General features: G+C 61.3%; 17 protein-coding genes. 9 read left to right on the top strand and 8 right to left on the bottom strand.

Features of this window, described 5'->3' with window-relative positions; translation table 11 throughout:
* Positions 1 to 187, top strand: a 187-nt coding sequence (locus DDE77_RS09580; protein ID WP_157959627.1) for an integrase core domain-containing protein, incomplete at its 5' end; no start/stop codon positions are given.
* A gap of 997 nt (positions 188 to 1,184) precedes the next feature.
* Here the strand turns inward: DDE77_RS09580 and DDE77_RS19865 are convergent.
* On the bottom strand, positions 1,185 to 1,535 hold the full coding sequence (locus tag DDE77_RS19865; protein WP_157959753.1) for an endonuclease domain-containing protein: 351 nt from the start codon (positions 1,533 to 1,535) through the stop codon (positions 1,185 to 1,187).
* Positions 1,536 to 1,775: 240 nt separating this feature from the next.
* Between DDE77_RS19865 and DDE77_RS09565 the strand changes: the two genes are divergently transcribed.
* Positions 1,776 to 2,057 carry a hypothetical protein gene (locus tag DDE77_RS09565; protein WP_108397217.1) on the top strand — a complete coding sequence of 94 codons (282 nt, stop codon included), beginning with the start codon at positions 1,776 to 1,778 and terminating at the stop codon, positions 2,055 to 2,057.
* 9 nt (positions 2,058 to 2,066) lie between these two features.
* Here DDE77_RS09565 and DDE77_RS20130 read toward each other — a convergent pair whose 3' ends face one another.
* The 4 genes from DDE77_RS20130 to DDE77_RS09550 all read right to left on the bottom strand — a co-directional run bounded on the left by DDE77_RS20130 (position 2,067) and on the right by DDE77_RS09550 (position 3,460).
* On the bottom strand, positions 2,067 to 2,255 hold the full coding sequence (locus tag DDE77_RS20130) for a hypothetical protein (protein WP_342748560.1): 189 nt from the start codon (positions 2,253 to 2,255) through the stop codon (positions 2,067 to 2,069).
* Positions 2,256 to 2,279: 24 nt separating this feature from the next.
* Positions 2,280 to 2,549, bottom strand: coding sequence for a GFA family protein (locus DDE77_RS20125; protein ID WP_342748559.1), 270 nt, complete (start codon positions 2,547 to 2,549; stop codon positions 2,280 to 2,282).
* Positions 2,550 to 2,565: 16 nt separating this feature from the next.
* Positions 2,566 to 2,892 carry an SH3 domain-containing protein gene (locus DDE77_RS09555; protein ID WP_108397216.1) on the bottom strand — a complete coding sequence of 109 codons (327 nt, stop codon included), beginning with the start codon at positions 2,890 to 2,892 and terminating at the stop codon, positions 2,566 to 2,568.
* A gap of 61 nt (positions 2,893 to 2,953) precedes the next feature.
* Entirely contained in the window at positions 2,954 to 3,460 is a 507-nt protein-coding gene (locus DDE77_RS09550) for a pyridoxamine 5'-phosphate oxidase family protein (RefSeq protein WP_108397215.1), read from the bottom strand.
* A 274-nt stretch (positions 3,461 to 3,734) separates the two neighbouring features.
* On the opposite strand from DDE77_RS09550, the gene DDE77_RS09545 reads away from it, so the two are divergent.
* The 6 genes from DDE77_RS09545 to DDE77_RS09520 all read left to right on the top strand — a co-directional run bounded on the left by DDE77_RS09545 (position 3,735) and on the right by DDE77_RS09520 (position 11,195).
* Entirely contained in the window at positions 3,735 to 5,339 is a 1,605-nt protein-coding gene (locus DDE77_RS09545) for a peptide ABC transporter substrate-binding protein (protein WP_108397214.1), read from the top strand.
* 61 nt (positions 5,340 to 5,400) lie between these two features.
* Positions 5,401 to 7,158 (top strand): ABC transporter ATP-binding protein, encoded by a 1,758-nt coding sequence (locus DDE77_RS09540; protein ID WP_108397213.1) that lies wholly within the window; start codon positions 5,401 to 5,403, stop codon positions 7,156 to 7,158.
* Between the two features lie 232 nt (positions 7,159 to 7,390).
* Entirely contained in the window at positions 7,391 to 8,320 is a 930-nt protein-coding gene (locus DDE77_RS09535) for an ABC transporter permease (RefSeq protein WP_108397212.1), read from the top strand.
* On the top strand, positions 8,317 to 9,201 hold the full coding sequence (locus DDE77_RS09530; RefSeq protein ID WP_108397211.1) for an ABC transporter permease: 885 nt from the start codon (positions 8,317 to 8,319) through the stop codon (positions 9,199 to 9,201). Before DDE77_RS09535 ends, DDE77_RS09530 begins: the two co-directional genes overlap by 4 nt.
* Position 9,202: 1 nt before the next feature.
* Positions 9,203 to 10,402 (top strand): aminotransferase class V-fold PLP-dependent enzyme, encoded by a 1,200-nt coding sequence (locus DDE77_RS09525; RefSeq protein WP_108397210.1) that lies wholly within the window; start codon positions 9,203 to 9,205, stop codon positions 10,400 to 10,402.
* A gap of 64 nt (positions 10,403 to 10,466) precedes the next feature.
* Positions 10,467 to 11,195, top strand: a complete 729-nt coding sequence (locus DDE77_RS09520) for a FadR/GntR family transcriptional regulator (RefSeq protein WP_157959752.1) — start codon at positions 10,467 to 10,469, stop codon at positions 11,193 to 11,195.
* A gap of 189 nt (positions 11,196 to 11,384) precedes the next feature.
* On the opposite strand, the gene hemH is transcribed toward DDE77_RS09520, so the two are convergent.
* From hemH to DDE77_RS09505, 3 genes are all read right to left on the bottom strand, one after another.
* Complete coding sequence (hemH, locus tag DDE77_RS09515) at positions 11,385 to 12,410, bottom strand: ferrochelatase (protein WP_108397208.1); 1,026 nt, start codon at positions 12,408 to 12,410, stop codon at positions 11,385 to 11,387.
* A 97-nt stretch (positions 12,411 to 12,507) separates the two neighbouring features.
* Positions 12,508 to 14,145 (bottom strand): HoxN/HupN/NixA family nickel/cobalt transporter, encoded by a 1,638-nt coding sequence (locus tag DDE77_RS09510; RefSeq protein WP_108397207.1) that lies wholly within the window; start codon positions 14,143 to 14,145, stop codon positions 12,508 to 12,510.
* Positions 14,146 to 14,160: 15 nt separating this feature from the next.
* Entirely contained in the window at positions 14,161 to 15,075 is a 915-nt protein-coding gene (locus tag DDE77_RS09505; RefSeq protein WP_342748558.1) for a LysR family transcriptional regulator, read from the bottom strand.
* Positions 15,076 to 15,206: 131 nt separating this feature from the next.
* Here DDE77_RS09505 and DDE77_RS09500 point away from each other — a divergent pair, with 131 nt between their 5' ends.
* Positions 15,207 to 15,629, top strand: coding sequence for a hypothetical protein (locus DDE77_RS09500; RefSeq protein WP_108397205.1), 423 nt, complete (start codon positions 15,207 to 15,209; stop codon positions 15,627 to 15,629).
* Positions 15,630 to 15,677: the final 48 nt, after the last annotated feature.

The following is a 15,677-nucleotide window of genomic DNA, read 5'->3' as shown; positions in this document are numbered from 1 at the left end:
GAGCAATGGCATGTCCGAGGCCTTCGTAAAGACCCTGAAGCGAGACTACGCTTCGACCGCAATCCTCCCAGACGCCGACACCATCCTCGCCTTGCTGCCAGGATGGATCGAGGACTACTGTGAGGTTCACCCGCACTCCGGGCTCAAGTTCCGCTCACCACGAGAGTTCCTGCGCCTCAGTGCTTAAACCCAATCGCCGCCTGTCCGGTGAAACGGGGCGCACTCCATGTCGTTGCGGACAAGCACCGCATCACATATCGGAAGTTTGTGATCAGCTAGCTGATTGTTGTAACGCAGTATCACATTAGCCGGCCCAACAATGTCACAATTGATAAAGGCCTTCCCGTCTATGTGCGGCTCAGATGGAAGGCAAAACTCGGCAAGAAAGATGCGCTTATTTTCGAAGGTTTTTGACATTGGGTCGACATAGCCAGATTTGGCTAAGAGCTGATTGTTATACTTGGAATTTACGAAACGGCCGTACCCCCAAGCCACAGCCGCATAGCTAGAAGAACCGACAACAAGACCCAGAAACCCTGCTAAGACCCATGACATTGGGGCGAAGTGGTTAAAAGTGCTCATCACACTAACTGCCCACGCGGGTAACGCTGTCGACACTACCAAGTAGACGCCTAATACAAGATTGCTCAGGGACCAACGCCACTCTAAGCGGGACAGCCACGAGTCTATTCTTTGACCTATACGCATGTTGGAACGGTGTACCAATTGGCCTGACTTGTGGAGTCATTTGTCGAGAGTTCCACAAGCATGCGTTGGTGGACGATGCAAGAACCTCGCTGAATATTACCACATACCTTCTCAAGAAAAGGGAAGAACAGTAACAAGCCCCACTCGATTCGCCCCTCACCTCGCCAGAGCAGTTAGATCGGCATCGCGGGTTAGCACAGACGCTAGTAAGCACCCCACCCGGCCCCCCCTGAGAGGGGGAGGTGAAGAGGGTTCAGCCTGTCAGGCTCGCCGAGCAGGCCACGCAAAACATCATAGACGCCCTCGCCGCTTTCGAGCCCATCGGTATTGGTGAACCAGAATAGGCTACAGCCTCGATCCATCCCTCCCCTCCCAGGGGGAGGTTAGGTGGGGGTTGCGGTGGTCGGCCTAATCCCAAGCGTGTGAGGCAAGCACCCCCACCCGGCCTCCCCCTGGAAGGGGGAGGTGAAGAAAGTTCAGCGGTCGGGCTCGCCGAGTAGGCCGCGCAAGATGTCGTAGACGCCTTCGCTATTCCCGAGCACATCGCTGTTGGTGAACCGCACCACGCGATAGCCGAGCCCAGTCAGATAATCCGTGCGCCGGACGTCATGCGCCATTCCCGCATCATGATAGTGGCTGTCGCCATCGATCTCGACGATCAGCTTGCCCTGCTTGAAGACGAAGTCGGCTACATAGGGCCCAATCGGCGCCTGCCGCCGCCAGTGGCAGCCGCGCTCGCGCCAGGGCTCGAGCAAGCGCCAGAACCGGCGTTCGGCCGGCGTCTGCTCCCGCCGCAGCTTGCGGGCGAAACTGATCGGATCATCCATGAGTACCCTCCAAGGGGAGAGTAGCATTACAGGTGGGGAAGTGAACCCCCACCTAGCCTCCCCCTGGGAGGGGGAGGGACAACTCAGTGGCTCTCAAACGCCGCAGCAAACTCTATCTAATCCCTCCCCCTCCCAGGGGGAGGCTAGGTGGGGGCCTTCAACCTCTCCATAACCCCGCCCAATCACCCCAATAAAAATCCTTCGTTGGACACCCCGCCCGCACCGGCGCATGCTCCCCCCATGTCCGACGCCCCTCTCAGCAATGGTGGCCCGCCGCTTGATGACGATCCCCGCCCCTGGGGTCCCAACGGCATCGGCAACTACTTCGAATGGTCCGCTGCCAAGAAGAAGGCCTTCGACGCGCCCTACGCCATCGCCGTCATGCGCGCCCGCCGCGCCGAGGCGCTGGGGCTGACCTACAATGAATACACGCTCGAAATCCTGGAGCGCGGCCGCTATCTCTCCGCCGCCGATACCGACCGCATCGCCGAGATCATCGCCAAGCGCCCCGTTCGCTACTGACGCCAAGTCTTACGTGTCATGGTCCGGATGCTGCCGATTGCTGGCCTGGATGCGCGGGAGCATGCCCTCTGGATCGTCGGCATAGGTCGGCTGGTCGCCCGGCAAATCCTCGATCCCGTGCCACCAATGCACCCGGCTTTCGATGCCATATTGCACCACGGGCGGCACGCGATCGGGCTGGTCGAAACTACCCGCCAAAACACCGATGTCGGGATAATCGGGCTAGTCGAAAATGAGCGGCGTGCCGCAATCGCGGCAGAAGCCTCGCCGCGCCACGGCCGAGCTGTGAAACCACCCAATTTCCCCGCGCGTCACCACAAAGTCCGTCTTGAGCACCGGACAAATCACGGCAAAGGGCCCGCCCACCGCCTTCTGGCACATGCGGCAATGGCAAAGGTGCACATTGATCGGCTGCACGCCGACCTTGTAGCGCACCGCGCCGCATTGGCAGCCGCCGGTAAGGGGTTCATCGAGTTTTTGCCAGTCGGTCACGCGTCCGCCCTGATCCTTACCAGATCGAGCGGTCGCGCCGATCATCGTCCCAGTTCGGCGAACCCAGGAACCGGAACGGCGTGACCGGGATCTTGGCGGACCAGCCGACCAGATAGGACGCGTTGACCCAGCCGGTGCCGGATACCAGGCACCAGCGATCATCGCGCGTGCAATAATCGAGGGAAACGCGGCTGCCGTTTTCAAGGCGACCGATGGTGCGGTATTCCGTGCCCGGGCCGGAGCGAACGGCGATATTGCCCGAGACACGGGCAGTGGGTTCGGCAGCGCTGGCGGCCGTAGGCAGTGCTAGCGCAACAGCGGCAATAAAGAGGGGAAGGCGCATGAGAGGGCTCCTTTGCTTTGCCCTTTCAATGCGCCAGTCCCAGCACTGGTTCAAGCTCTGCCTAGAGGTTGACCTTTTCGTTGTCGCCCATCTCGGGCGCAGCGCCGGTCACAGCGGCAAACGCCATCTTGGCGGTGGCAACAAGCTGGTTGGGGCTGTCCCACAGCTCGGCGTCCTCGGGGGTAACGGTGAGGAGGCGAATGGATGGATCGTTCTCGTCGTCCCACCAGGCCTTGTCGAAGTCGTTCCACAACTCCTTGATCTTGGCACGATCATTGGTGACGCGGGCGGAACCGGAAATCACCACATATTTGTGGCCGCTATTGTCGGCCCAGGCGCACGACACGAAGGGGAATTTTTCCACCTGCGAATTCTTGGCGCCATCTTCGTCCACCAGGAAATAAATGGCATGCTCTTCGCGGAACACGCGGGCGGAAAGCGGCCGGCTGCGCTGGCGTTCGCCATCCCAGGTGGTGAACATGCAAAAATCGATCTTCTTGGCGAGCTCCCAGACGCGATCACGCGCTTCCTCGGGAGTCTTGTCATTGTCGTGGTGTTCCTTGGCCATGAGGCACTCCTGATGTTTCGTCTGGGCAAAACGAACAGGCCGCGGGGGAGTTGCGGATAAAATATTTGCCCTCGGAGTGATCCAGGAAGCGACTCGGCTTTGGCTAGGCGGACAGACCCGCTTGCCAAGGCCAAGCGCATTTGTCAGACATATGGCATTGGCGGTTTTCGAGGGGAGCCCGCCAGCGTCGAGGAGCGGCGCAAACCACCGGGGCAACATCGAGGATGATCTCCGGAACGTCAGAGGACTGGCTCTGCAACAAGGAGGGAGCTGAATGAACGCTTTGCTGAAAATCGCCAGCGCGCTTGCCGTCGCGACGGCCCTGACTGCGCCGGTATTGGCGCAGACAACAGTGGTCGCACCGAGCGGCAGCACGACGGGCACGTACATGGACTACATGAAAACAGTCTATGACCGTGGCACCGGCTCCGAACTGCTGCAGATTCCCATCGCGACTTTCGACAAGGAATTCGAGCTGACCCCGATGGCAGCAGAATCCTGGTCGCAGTCCGAAGACGGGCTCACCTGGACCTTCAAGCTGCGTTCCGGGCTCGTCTGGTCCGATGGGGAACCGCTCACTGCCGAAGACTACATCTTCGCCCTCCAGCGCGCCGCCACATCAGGCTATGACTTCGCCTGGTATTGGGATTTCGCCGGCGGCATCAAGGGCTGGAAGGAAGTCACCGAAGGCACGGCCGATGTGTCGACGCTCGGCCTCAAGGCCGTAGACGACCAGACCATCGAGGTCACCACGATCGCGCCAAAGCCCTATTTCCCCTCCGTCACCAGCCTTTGGTATCCCGTTCCCAAGCACAAGGTGGATGAACTGGGCGACGATTGGGCGCTCAATGTTGACTCCATCGTTTCCTCCGGCCCGTTCGAGATCGAGAGCTGGGAAAAATCCAACAACTCGGTCGTCTTCACCAAATCCGACACCTATACCGGCCCCTGGTCGCCCCAGATTGACCGGCTGGAGCTCGACCCCACGCTCAACGCCCCCGAAGTTGGCCTCCCGGCCTTCCTCGCCGGCGATGCGGATTACTCCTTCCTCAACACCGGGCAGGTGCCGGTCGCCACGCAGCGCTATCCCGACGGTATCCGCAAGAACGCGGTGTTCGCGACGTCCTACATCTCCTACGACCTCGATGCGGCCCCATTCAACGACGTCAATGTCCGCCGCGCCTTCTACCACGCCGTGGACCGCGACGAGCTGACCTCCACCGTGCTCAAGGACATCGCCATCCCGGCCGGCTCGATCCTGCCGCCCGGCTATCCCGGCTACAATGAGTCTGTTGTGGCCCAGGCCACCTTCGATCCGGAAAAAGCCAAGCAGTTCATGGCCGATGCAGGCTTCCCCAATGGCGAAGGCTTCCCGGAAATCGAGATCTGGTATCGCGAGGAAGGCGGCTACAACGGCGCCATCGTGCCGGCCATGGCGCAATACCTGCAGTCCGAGTTCAAGGAAGTTCTGGGCATCACCATGAACATCCGTGTCCTGCCCGGACCCGAATGGATGGATGGCCTGCGCGCCAAGAAGAACAACATCTTCATCGCGCCTTATGAATACGACTATTTGGATCCGTCCAACTTCTACGGCATCTTCTTCAACGGCGGTCGCCACGGCTATTTCGTTCCCGAATATGACGAGATCGTCGCCCAGGCGGACAGCGAGAGCGATTGGGAAAAGCGCGTCGAGCTTTATGCCCAGGCCGAGCAGGTGATGATCGACCAAGGTCTTATCGTGCCGCTGGTGCATCCGGTGACCATTGCCGTGATTTCGGACGAGATCGGCGGCGAAGGCTCCCAGCCCAATGCCCTCGGCTTCACCCCGCTCGACCGGCTGGCCCACTACTTCTTCACCCACATCACCAAGCAGTAGTCCGTCCTCCAAACTTCGGCTTCCCGGCTCATCCCGGGAGGCCTTTTCAGAAGGCCTGCCCATGCCCCTCGTCGAAATTGCCGATCTCAAGGTCAGCTTCAGCCAATATGGCAGCCAGATCGATGCAGTGCGTGGGGTCAGCTTTACGCTTGAGCAAGGCGAAAGCCTCGGCATCGTGGGCGAATCCGGCTCCGGAAAATCCGTCAGCTGCGCCGCCCTTCTCCGCCTTCTGCCTGCCACTGCCAATGTTTCTGCCGGAAGGCTAAAGCTCGACAACATCGACGTTCTCAAGGCCAACCGGGAAGATCTTGCCCGCCTGCGCGGTCGCTCCGCCGCGATGATCTTCCAGGATCCGATGACCGCGTTCGACCCGGTCTTCACCATCGGCCATCAAATAGCCGAAACCATCCTCGCCCACCGCAAGGTCGGCAAGAAGCAAGCGCTCGCAGAGGCCGAGCAATTACTCGGCCGCGTCGAGATCAAGAACGCGCGCGATGTCCTGAGCTATTACCCGCACCAACTATCCGGCGGCATGCTGCAGCGCGCCATGATCGCCATGGCCCTATCCTGCCGCCCCAAGGTCCTGATTGCCGACGAACCCACTACCGCACTCGACGTCACCATCCAGGCGCAGATCCTGCAACTCATCAAGAAGGTGCAGGTCGAGTTCGGCATGGCTCTGATCATGATCACCCACGACCTCGGCGTGATCGCCGAAACCGTTGATCGCGTCCTCGTCATGTTCAATGGCGAGGTGATGGAACACGGCCCAGTGCAGCAAATCTTTGATGCGCCGCAGCACGACTACACCAAGCGCCTCCTTGCGAGCCTGCACACGAGCTTCGAGCGCTCGCGCGAAGTCGATACAAAGATCGCACCCGCGCTTGAACTGCGCGCTCTGGCCAAAACCTTTCGCATCAAGCGCCGCAAGGGGCTTTTCACCACCTACAGCGACTTTCACGCCGTGCAGCCGGTCAACATCGTCTTGCCGCGCAACCAGATCGTCGGCCTTGTCGGCGAATCCGGCTCGGGCAAGACAACCACGGGCCTCATGGCCATGCGCTTGACCGAACCTAGTGGCGGGCAAATCCTGGTCGATGGCGCCGACATCTCGCACCTGGGCTCGGACGATCTCAAGAGCTATCGCCGGCGCATGCAGATCGTCTTCCAGGACAGCTATTCCGCCCTCGATCCCATGATGACGCTGAGCCAGATCATCGCCGAACCGCTCCACATCCATGGGGTCGGCTCGGGCCGCGGGCAAACCGAAAAGGCGCTGGATTGGCTGGAACGCGTTGGCCTGCCGCGCAATTTCGGCAGCCGCTACGCACATGAGCTGTCCGGGGGGCAGCGCCAGCGCGTCGCCATCGCCCGCGCCCTGATCCTTGAACCATCTGTTCTCGTGGCCGACGAGCCGACCTCCGCCCTCGACGTCATGGTCAAGGCGCAGATTATCGGGCTCCTCAAGCAATTGCAGGCCGAGATGGGCCTTTCCATGCTGTTCATCAGCCACGACCTATCCACCGTCAAATCTCTCACCGACAGCGTCGTCGTGATGTATCGCGGTCGCGTCGTTGAACAGGCGCCGACCGATCAGATCTTCGCCAACCCCCAACACCCCTACACCCGTGCACTCCTTGACGCGATCCCCGCCACCAACCCGCGCGACAAACGCGAACGCACCTTCCTCACTCCAGACGCAATCGCTTCCCAAACCCCGCGCCTCACCGTGATCCAGACGGGCCTAGCCCCTAACAGCAATCCCCAATTGGTCACCATCGCTCCTGGTCACCACGTCGAAGCGATCGTGACAACATGAGGGGGCAGATGACCGCTTTCGCAAGCACTGACGGCGCACTGCACCTAACCCACCCGCGGTGTCACCCTGGCCTTGAGCCGGGGCCCATCCCGAGATCGTCGCACCAGCGCAAGGTGTCAGTTCCGGCTCTGAATGCCCAACCATCTCAGGATGGATCCCGGCTCAAGGCCGGGATGACACCAAGCATGTGGCAAGACCGGACGATACTCGCCATGCGTCGCGGAGCAAACCAATGCTAGCCTTTATCCTCCGCCGCCTCGTTTCCGTCGCCGCCACCTTCATCATCGTCTCGCTCATCATCTTCTTCATGATGCATGCGATCCCCGGCGGACCGTTCGATGCCAATGACATGCCGGTGTCGGAGGCCGTGCGCGCCAAGATGATGGCCCAGCTTGGCCTCGATCAGCCCCTCTGGGTGCAGTACACCCGCTATATGTGGGGCGTGCTCCATTTCGACTTCGGTGTTCCCTATCAAAGCCCCGGCGAAACGGTCACGCAATTGCTCTCCCGCGCCTGGGTGCCCAGCCTGGTCCTGGGGGGGTTGGGCGTGCTGATCGGCGCTCCCCTCGGCATTCTCCTTGGCATGGCAGCCGCCCTCAACCGCAACAGCTGGATCGACTATTTCGCCTCTACCCTGGCAACGCTTGGCCTGACCGTACCGGTCTTTGTCACCTCCATGTTGCTGATCCTGGTATTCGCCATCTGGCTGAACTGGCTGCCGGCGAGCGGCTGGGGCAAGCCCGAGCGCTGGATCCTGCCGATCATCGCCTATGCGCTGATCCCCCTTGCGACCTACGCCCGCTACACCCGGTCAGCCATGCTCGACACGCTCAACCGCCCCTTTGTCACTGTGCTGCGCGCCAAGGGATTGAGCGAGCGCCGCATCGTCTTCCAGCACGTATTGCGCAATTCCGCGATCCCGCTGGTCACCGTGTTCCTGCCCATGTTCATCGGCACGGCCACGGGCTCCATCTTTGTGGAAGCCATGTTCCGCGTGCCGGGCCTCGGCGCCTATTTCGTGTCTTCCATCGAGACGCGCGACTATCCCCTTGAAATGGCTCTGATGCTCATGATCACCTTCATGTACTGCATTGCCTATCTGCTCTCGGACATCGTCTACGCCTTGATCAATCCGCGCATCCGCGTCGGAGGCGAGCAATGAGCGTTGATCTCACCCAGCCCCCCGCCTACCGCCACCGCAATCCCCTGTGGTTCGCCTGGCGGCGCTTCACCAGCAACAAGGCTGCCATGGCCGGCGGTATCGTGCTCGCCATCCTGATCCTGATGGCCATCCTGGCACCACTGATCACGCCGGCCTCCCCCGAAGCCCAATCCTTCCTGACCGAAGCGCTCGCCTTCCCATCGGCCGAGCACTGGTTCGGGGTCGACAATCTGGGCCGCGATTTTTATACCCGCATTGTTTATGGCGCGCGCGTTTCGCTCACCATCGGCTTCACTGCCGCCATCTTCAGCGTCCTGATCGGCATTCCGCTCGGTGCCCTGGCCGGCTTTTTCGGCGGCAAGACGGACTGGATCATCATGCGCGTGATCGAACTCTTTTCCGTCGTCCCGCCTCTGCTCGCCGCCATGCTGCTGAGTGCCCTCACGCGGGGCGGCTATTTCACCATCGTCCTGATCGCCGCCCTCTTTGGCTGGGTGCAGGTCTGCCTGCTTGTGCGCGCCCAGATCAAGGCATTCCGCGAAAAGGAATTCGTGCGCGCAGCCCAGGCGCTTGGTGCTTCGCCCTGGTACATCATCCGCCGCCACCTGATCCCCAACTCCGTCTCCCCGATTATCGTCGGCTTCGTCCTTGCCATTCCCCTGGCCATGATGCTCGAAGCCAGCTTGAGCTTTCTCGGCATTGGCGTGCCCCCGCCCACAGCGACCTGGGGCCAGATGATCAGCGAAGGCATCGATTTCATGTTCTTTTATTGGCACCTCGCCGTCTTCCCCACGCTTGCCCTCGCCATCACCGTTTTGGCGACGTCCCTGTTCGGAGACGGTTTGCGCGATGCCCTCGATCCGACCCTGAAAGGCCGCTGAAGTGTCCGACAATCTTGCCCGGCAGTTCCTCATTCGCGAGGATGTCGTTTTTCTCAATCACGGCTCTTTCGGCGCCTGCCCGCGTGCGGTGTTCGAGGCCTATCAGCGCTGGCAGCTTGAGCTTGAGCGCCAGCCGGTGGAGTTCCTGGGCCGTGCACTTACGGAGAACATGCGCGTCGCGCGCACCGCGCTTGCAGCCGAACTCGCCAGCGCTCCTGAAAACGTCGTGGGTCTCACCAATGCGACCCTGGGTCTCAACATCGTCGCCCAGTCGCTGGAGCTCAAACCCGGCGACCAGATCCTGACCACCGACCACGAATATTCAGCGCTGGAAAAAACCTGGGCTTATGTCGCCCGCCGCACGGCCGCCGAGATCATCGTCGTCAACATCCCCCTGCCTTTGCTCGATGAAGGGCAGTTCACCGACACCATCATCGCTGGCATGACCGCGCGCACCAAGGTGCTGTTCCTCAGCCACATCACCTCGCCAACTGCCCTGCTCTTCCCCATCGAGCGCGCGGTAGCCGAAGCGCGCAGGCGCGGCATATGGAGCGTCATCGATGGCGCCCACACCCCGGGCCACATCCCGCTCCAGCTCGATGCGCTAGGCGCAGATTTCTACGCCGGCAATTGTCATAAATGGATGATGGCGCCCAAGGGCTCTGCCTTTCTTCACGCCCGTCCCGAAGTTCAGGGCCTTCTCAATCCTCTTGTCATCAGCCATGGCTGGACGGCGCAGAGCAAGGAGCCCGGCGCAAAAGGTGCCTTTGGCAATTCCCCCTTCATCGACGAGTTGGAAGTCCAGGGCACGCGGGATCCCGCGCCTTGGCTCACCATCCCCGCCGCTCTCGATTATCGCCGCGACAATGACTGGCCGAGCGTCCAGGCCCATTGCCACACCCTGGCGCAGGACACCGCACGCCGCCTGGCCGAGCTGACTGGGCTGGAGCCCCTCAGCGCCCCGCAATTCTGCGCTCCCCAAATGGTCGCCATGCCCATCCCCCCATGCGATACAGACCAGCTCAAGATCGACCTGATCGAGCGCTACAACATCGAAATTCCTGTGTTTAAATGGCAGGACCATCATATCGTCCGCCTCTCCGTGCAGGGCTACAACAGCAAGGGGCAGATGGATCTGCTGCTTGATGCATTGACTGAACTACTGAGCCTGAAAGGCGGCGCCGCACGCAAAGCATCCTAGGATGGCTGACAAACCCAGCGAACTGTGATGTGTGTGCGCGACCACGGCCGGAGAACAAGCCGAAGTGAGAGCGCAGTCCGCCCTGAAACATCTTGAGCCGCTCGAAACGCGCACGCGGGGCGTCGCCGTGCTTGATGCGCTCGCCGAGATGGTGGAGCGCTCCGGCCTGACCATCGGCGACCGTCTCCCCCCGGAAGTGTCGCTTGCCGCAACGCTGGGCGTTGGCCGCTCCACCATTCGCGAAGCGCTCAACCGCTGGGAAGGCCTGGGCATCATCCGCCGGCGCCGCGGCGATGGCACCTACCTTTCAGCCCGCGTTCAGACCTCGCGCGGCCTTGTGCCCACCATGGTGCGCCTCGAGGGCGAGGCGTTGCTGCGCCTCATGGAAATCCGCCGTACGCTGGAAAACGACGTCGTGCGCAAGGCTACCCGCAACGCCACAGACGAGCAGCGCCGCGAAATCAGCCGCCTCTGCGACATCCTTCTGGTTGAAGTCAACGCCGGCCACCCCTGGCGCAAAGCCGACCACGCCTTCCACGGCGCCATCTATGACGCCTCGGGCAATCCTATGTACGGCCAATTGCTGCGCAATCTGGACCATGCCCTGGAACGCGGCGGCTCCTCCCCTTTCGCCGCCGACAATTTCGGCCTCGACTCCTTCCCCATCCACCGCGACCTGGCCGACGCCATCCTCGCCGGCGATTCCGAGCAGGCCGTTGGAGCCATCAATCGCCTGCTCGACACAGTGGAACGGGAAGTTCAAGCCATTATCGACAGCGGCAAGGCGAGTTGAGCTTGAGTCTACGGGCACTACTCGCCCTATCCGCCCTCACCACCCCATCGTCATCACCCGGCTTGTCCGGGTGATCCACTCCCACGCACCGGCAAATGAATTGCCCGGACAAGCCGGGCAATGACGGTCACGTAGAGGACTTACGGCTGGCGCTAACCTCCCCTCCCAGTGAGGTCCAAACACCAGCCCTTAGATCCAGCCACTCAGCTCCCGCCGCACCACGTTCTCGATCATGTCCATCCCCGCCGGCGAGGCATTAAGGCACGGAATATAGGCAAACTTCTCCCCGCCAGCCTCAAGGAAAGTGTCACGCCCGCCCATGGCGATCTCTTCCAGCGTTTCGATGCAATCGGCCGAAAATGCCGGTGCCAGGATGGCAACTTTCTTGATTCCCTTGCCCGGCAGCGCTTCCAACGTCTTGTCGGTATAGGGCTCGAGCCATTGCGTTGGCCCGAAGCGCGACTGGAACGTCACCATCATCTTTTCCTTGGGCCAGCCGAGATACTCCCGCACCAGCCGTGTCGTCTTGTAGCACTGGCAATGGTAGACATCACCGCGCTCCAGATAGCTCACCGGCATGCCGTGGTAACTGGTCAGGACCAGGTCCGGCTCAAAGTCGAGCGCCGCCACGCCGTCGCGGATCGAATTGCCCAGTGTCTCGATATATTTCGGGTCATCGAAATAGGCTGGCGTCGTCCGCACGGCCGGCTGCCAACGCATGGTGCGCAGCGCGTCGAACGCCTTGTCATTGGCGGTTGCGGTCGTCGTGGCCGAGTTTTGCGGATAAAGCGGCACAAGCAGGATCTTGGTGCAGCCGGCCTTGTGCAGGCGCTCCATCACGCTCTGCGTAGAGGGATTGCCATAGCGCATGGCAAAATCCACCATGATGTTGTCGTGCCCCGACAGCCGCTCGGCCAGTGCCTCTGTCTGCTGGCGCGTGATTACCAGCAAGGGGCTGGCATTGTGTTCCTTGTCCCAGATCTGGGCATAGGCGTGGCCGCTTTTCTGCGGCCGCACTTGGAGGATCACCAGGTTCAGGATCGGCCACCACAGCCATTTCGGCGTCTCGATGACGCGCGGATCGCTCAGGAATTCCTTGAGATAACGCCGCACGCTCCAGTAATCGGTCGCGTCTGGCGTACCCAGATTGAGGAGTACGACGCCGATCTTCGGCTTGAGAACTTGCGGGTGCGACGGCGGCAGGTGGTCGGACATATCAGCCAGTTTGGAAGGGTTCTAGGTTTCCGGCACCATAACCACATCGCGCTTCGACGCAAGGCGGCGATGGGTCACGCTAGCGCTTGTGATCCAGCTAGAAACTCGCAATCAGCAAGAGCACACCGAACATGAGCACCGCGACCGCACCCAGCATTTCCACCCACCACATGATGGTAGCAGTCGCGGGATTGTCGATGCCCCCTATCCGCCGCGCCAAACCCTTGGCCGAAACCGCCAACGTCGCCAGAACCGCAACTGTTATGGCGGTTCCTGCGCCCATCAGCAGCACGGCTGCGATCCCCGCCGGTAGCAGCCCTTGCGACAAGGCAAAAACCAACACCACGAGCGCCCCCGAACAGGGCCGCAGCCCAACCGCCAGCACAACTCCCAGCTGCTCGCGCCAGCTTCCGCCCGTCGCCTCGGGCGTCACAACATGGGCATGCCCATCATCCTCATGGTGGTGATGATCATGCCCATGATGATGATCGCCATGCTCATGCAGATGCGCATGGGCTTTTTCCGCCAGATCAGAACCGTGATGATGGCTATGCCCCCAGCCAAAGAGCTTGCGGGCTATCAGCCAAAGCCCCAGCAAAGCCACCATGGCATAGGAGACGATGCCGATCCAATTGGCAGCCTCTCCCATGGCAACGCTGGTCAAGCCCAGCACGCCGGCCGCCACAAGGACGAACCCGATAGCCACCAGCGACTGCAACAGCGCCGAAACCACGCTCAGCATAACGCCACGACGCAGCTGGGTTTCGTTGGCCAGCATATAGGACGAAATCACAACTTTGCCGTGTCCGGGACCCGCAGCGTGAAAAACGCCATACAAAAAGCTCAGGCCTCCCAGGAGCCAGAATGCCGTGGCGTCATTCTTGAGCGCTCCCAGCGCGTCGTTCATGGCGCCATAAAAGCCGCGCTGCTGCTCCTGCAGCCAGCCAAAGAACCCGCTGCGCGGCAGGTTCAGCCCTGGTTCGGGCGGCGGCCCGCCAAAGGGCAAGGTGGGAGCTTGCGCCACTTGGGTGGCAGCGTCCAGCGCCGTTACCGGTGCAGGTACAGCCACTCCGCGGCTTCCGTCACACTGGATCGCAATCAGCCCCTGCGTACCGCGCATCGCCGCAGCCAGATCGGGCGGCAGCTCGGTCACCTCCGGCCCCAGCGCATAGAGCCGCGACTGGAGCTCCTCGCTCATTTCCACCGGCGGCTGTAGCGAGACACTGCACCCGGCCGGCGCATTCTCCAGCACCACATCGCCGGGCTCATCGATGCTGATGGCCACATAATATTCGGGGTCATAAACGCCCAACTCGAAGACGCCATCCACCGAACGCGGTTCGGTAGCGGAGAGCGCAAACGAGAGTGTCGTCTGCTCCTCGGCGAACTCCATGCGCTGGTCACCCGCCGGCGTGAAATCCATCAGATCGTTCTGCGAGCCGGCAAAGGTATAGAATCCGAAATCGGCCAGCCCCAACATGTTCTCGTCGGCCAGCTCCTGCAGCTCCTCAGGGCTCGTCACGCGATCCCCATTGGTATCGAGCCCTTGGATCATCCAGACCGAAAACGCCTTGTCGAAGGTCCAGGAATTGCGCAAGCCGACGACCTGTCCGGCCTCGTCGAACACGACCGTTACCTGCGCATCGATAAAGATATGCGGATGCGCCAGCGCTGGAGATGCAGCGGCCAGCAATGCAAAGGCTGCGCCCGCCAAGCGGCGCCCGAAACGAGCCATAGTCAAGCAATGCCCCTAGTGGATCGGATGGTTCTGGAACCACTCGACCAGATGATCGATCAGCGCCCGCACCTTGCCTGCCAGATGCCGCCGATGCGGATAGACCGCCTGCAGCGTCTGGCCCGTGGGCAGGAACTGTGTCAACACCGGCACGAGTTCTCCCCGCGCAATTGCCGGCTCCGCCAGATAGGAAGGCAATACGACAAAACCGAGACCCATGGCGGCCGCCTTGCGCGCCGCCAGCGGCGAGTTGACCCGCACCGGCCCATTCACCGGCACAGAAATGGTCTTGCCGTCTTCCACGAACCGCCAGTTCGATTGCCCCTGCAGATTGACATCGACGATGCAGGGTAGATGCCGCAAATCCTCCGGGTGCTGCGGCGTACCATGCCGCTTCAGCAAATCCTCCGATCCACCCACGATCACATGCATATCCGCGATCTTGCGGGCAATCAGCGAAGAATCCGCCAGCGTCGAGATGCGCAGGGCCAGGTCCACACCCTCGTCCACCAGGTCGACATAGCGGTCCTCCAGCCGCAGATCGAGCGTGACCTTAGGATATTTGCGAAGATACTCAAATATGGCCGGCGCCAGCGTATCCTCGCCGAAATTGCGCGGTGCCGAAACGCGCAACAACCCCCGCGGCTCGGCGGTCTGGTCGGTGATGGTGGCGTCCAGATCATCGAGCTGCTGCAGCAGCCCGCTCGCTTCCCGATAATAGGCTTCTCCCGCTTCAGTCAGGCTGAGCTTGCGGGTGGTGCGATTCATCAGCCGCACACCCAGATAATCCTCGAGATCGGTCACATATTTGCTGAGCAGCGCCTTGGAGCGCCCGTGCTGGCGCGCGGCGGAGGAAAACCCGCCGGCATCGAACACCTGAACAAAAGCACGGATGCGGGCAAGGTCCTGCGTCATGGGTAAACCGTTCACGAAATCAGCCTAATAATGAGATAACTCATCGGCATCTTGTGAACAACAAGGCGTCTTGGCCACTGCGCGATTAACGATAGGATGGAAACAACAATCGACGCGCACAAGGAGTTCGGACTATTTTCCCGCTTATGTCCAGGCCTTCCCCCAGTTCCACGCTTTACCGGCTGATAGAGGCTGGCCAGCTTGCCCATAAATCGCTGCTGGCGCCGCTGCTTGAGCGCGGCCTGGAGCCGGGCGACGATGCCATCCTGTTCGAGCTTGGCCGCTCGGGAACCACTGAAGCAGCCCTGGCTGCCGAATTCGGCATCGGCGAACAGGCCCTTCAATCCCGCCTCGAACGCCTGATCGAGCGCGACCTCGTGATCCGCCAGACTGTCGGTCCCGAGCTTGCCCCGGGCGTGGCCTTGACGGATCGCGGGGTGCGCATCCGCAACAGCCTTGCCGATCATTGGGCACAGCTCGAAGAAGCCCTGCTTGGCGAACTCAAGCCCAAGCATCGCAAGAAACTCAGCGATCATCTGAAGCGTTTTGTTGAGCTGCTAAGTCTTTGACCGGATTCTGACAAATCCATTCAGGTCTGGTTCATCAGCAATGGTGCT

Origin of the sequence: Devosia submarina (assembly GCF_003056345.1) — a bacterium.
In the GTDB taxonomy this organism is placed as follows: Bacteria; Pseudomonadota; Alphaproteobacteria; order Rhizobiales; family Devosiaceae; genus Devosia; species Devosia submarina.
Note: the sequence above shows the minus strand (reverse complement) of the source record. Positions and strands in the feature narration are given on the sequence as shown.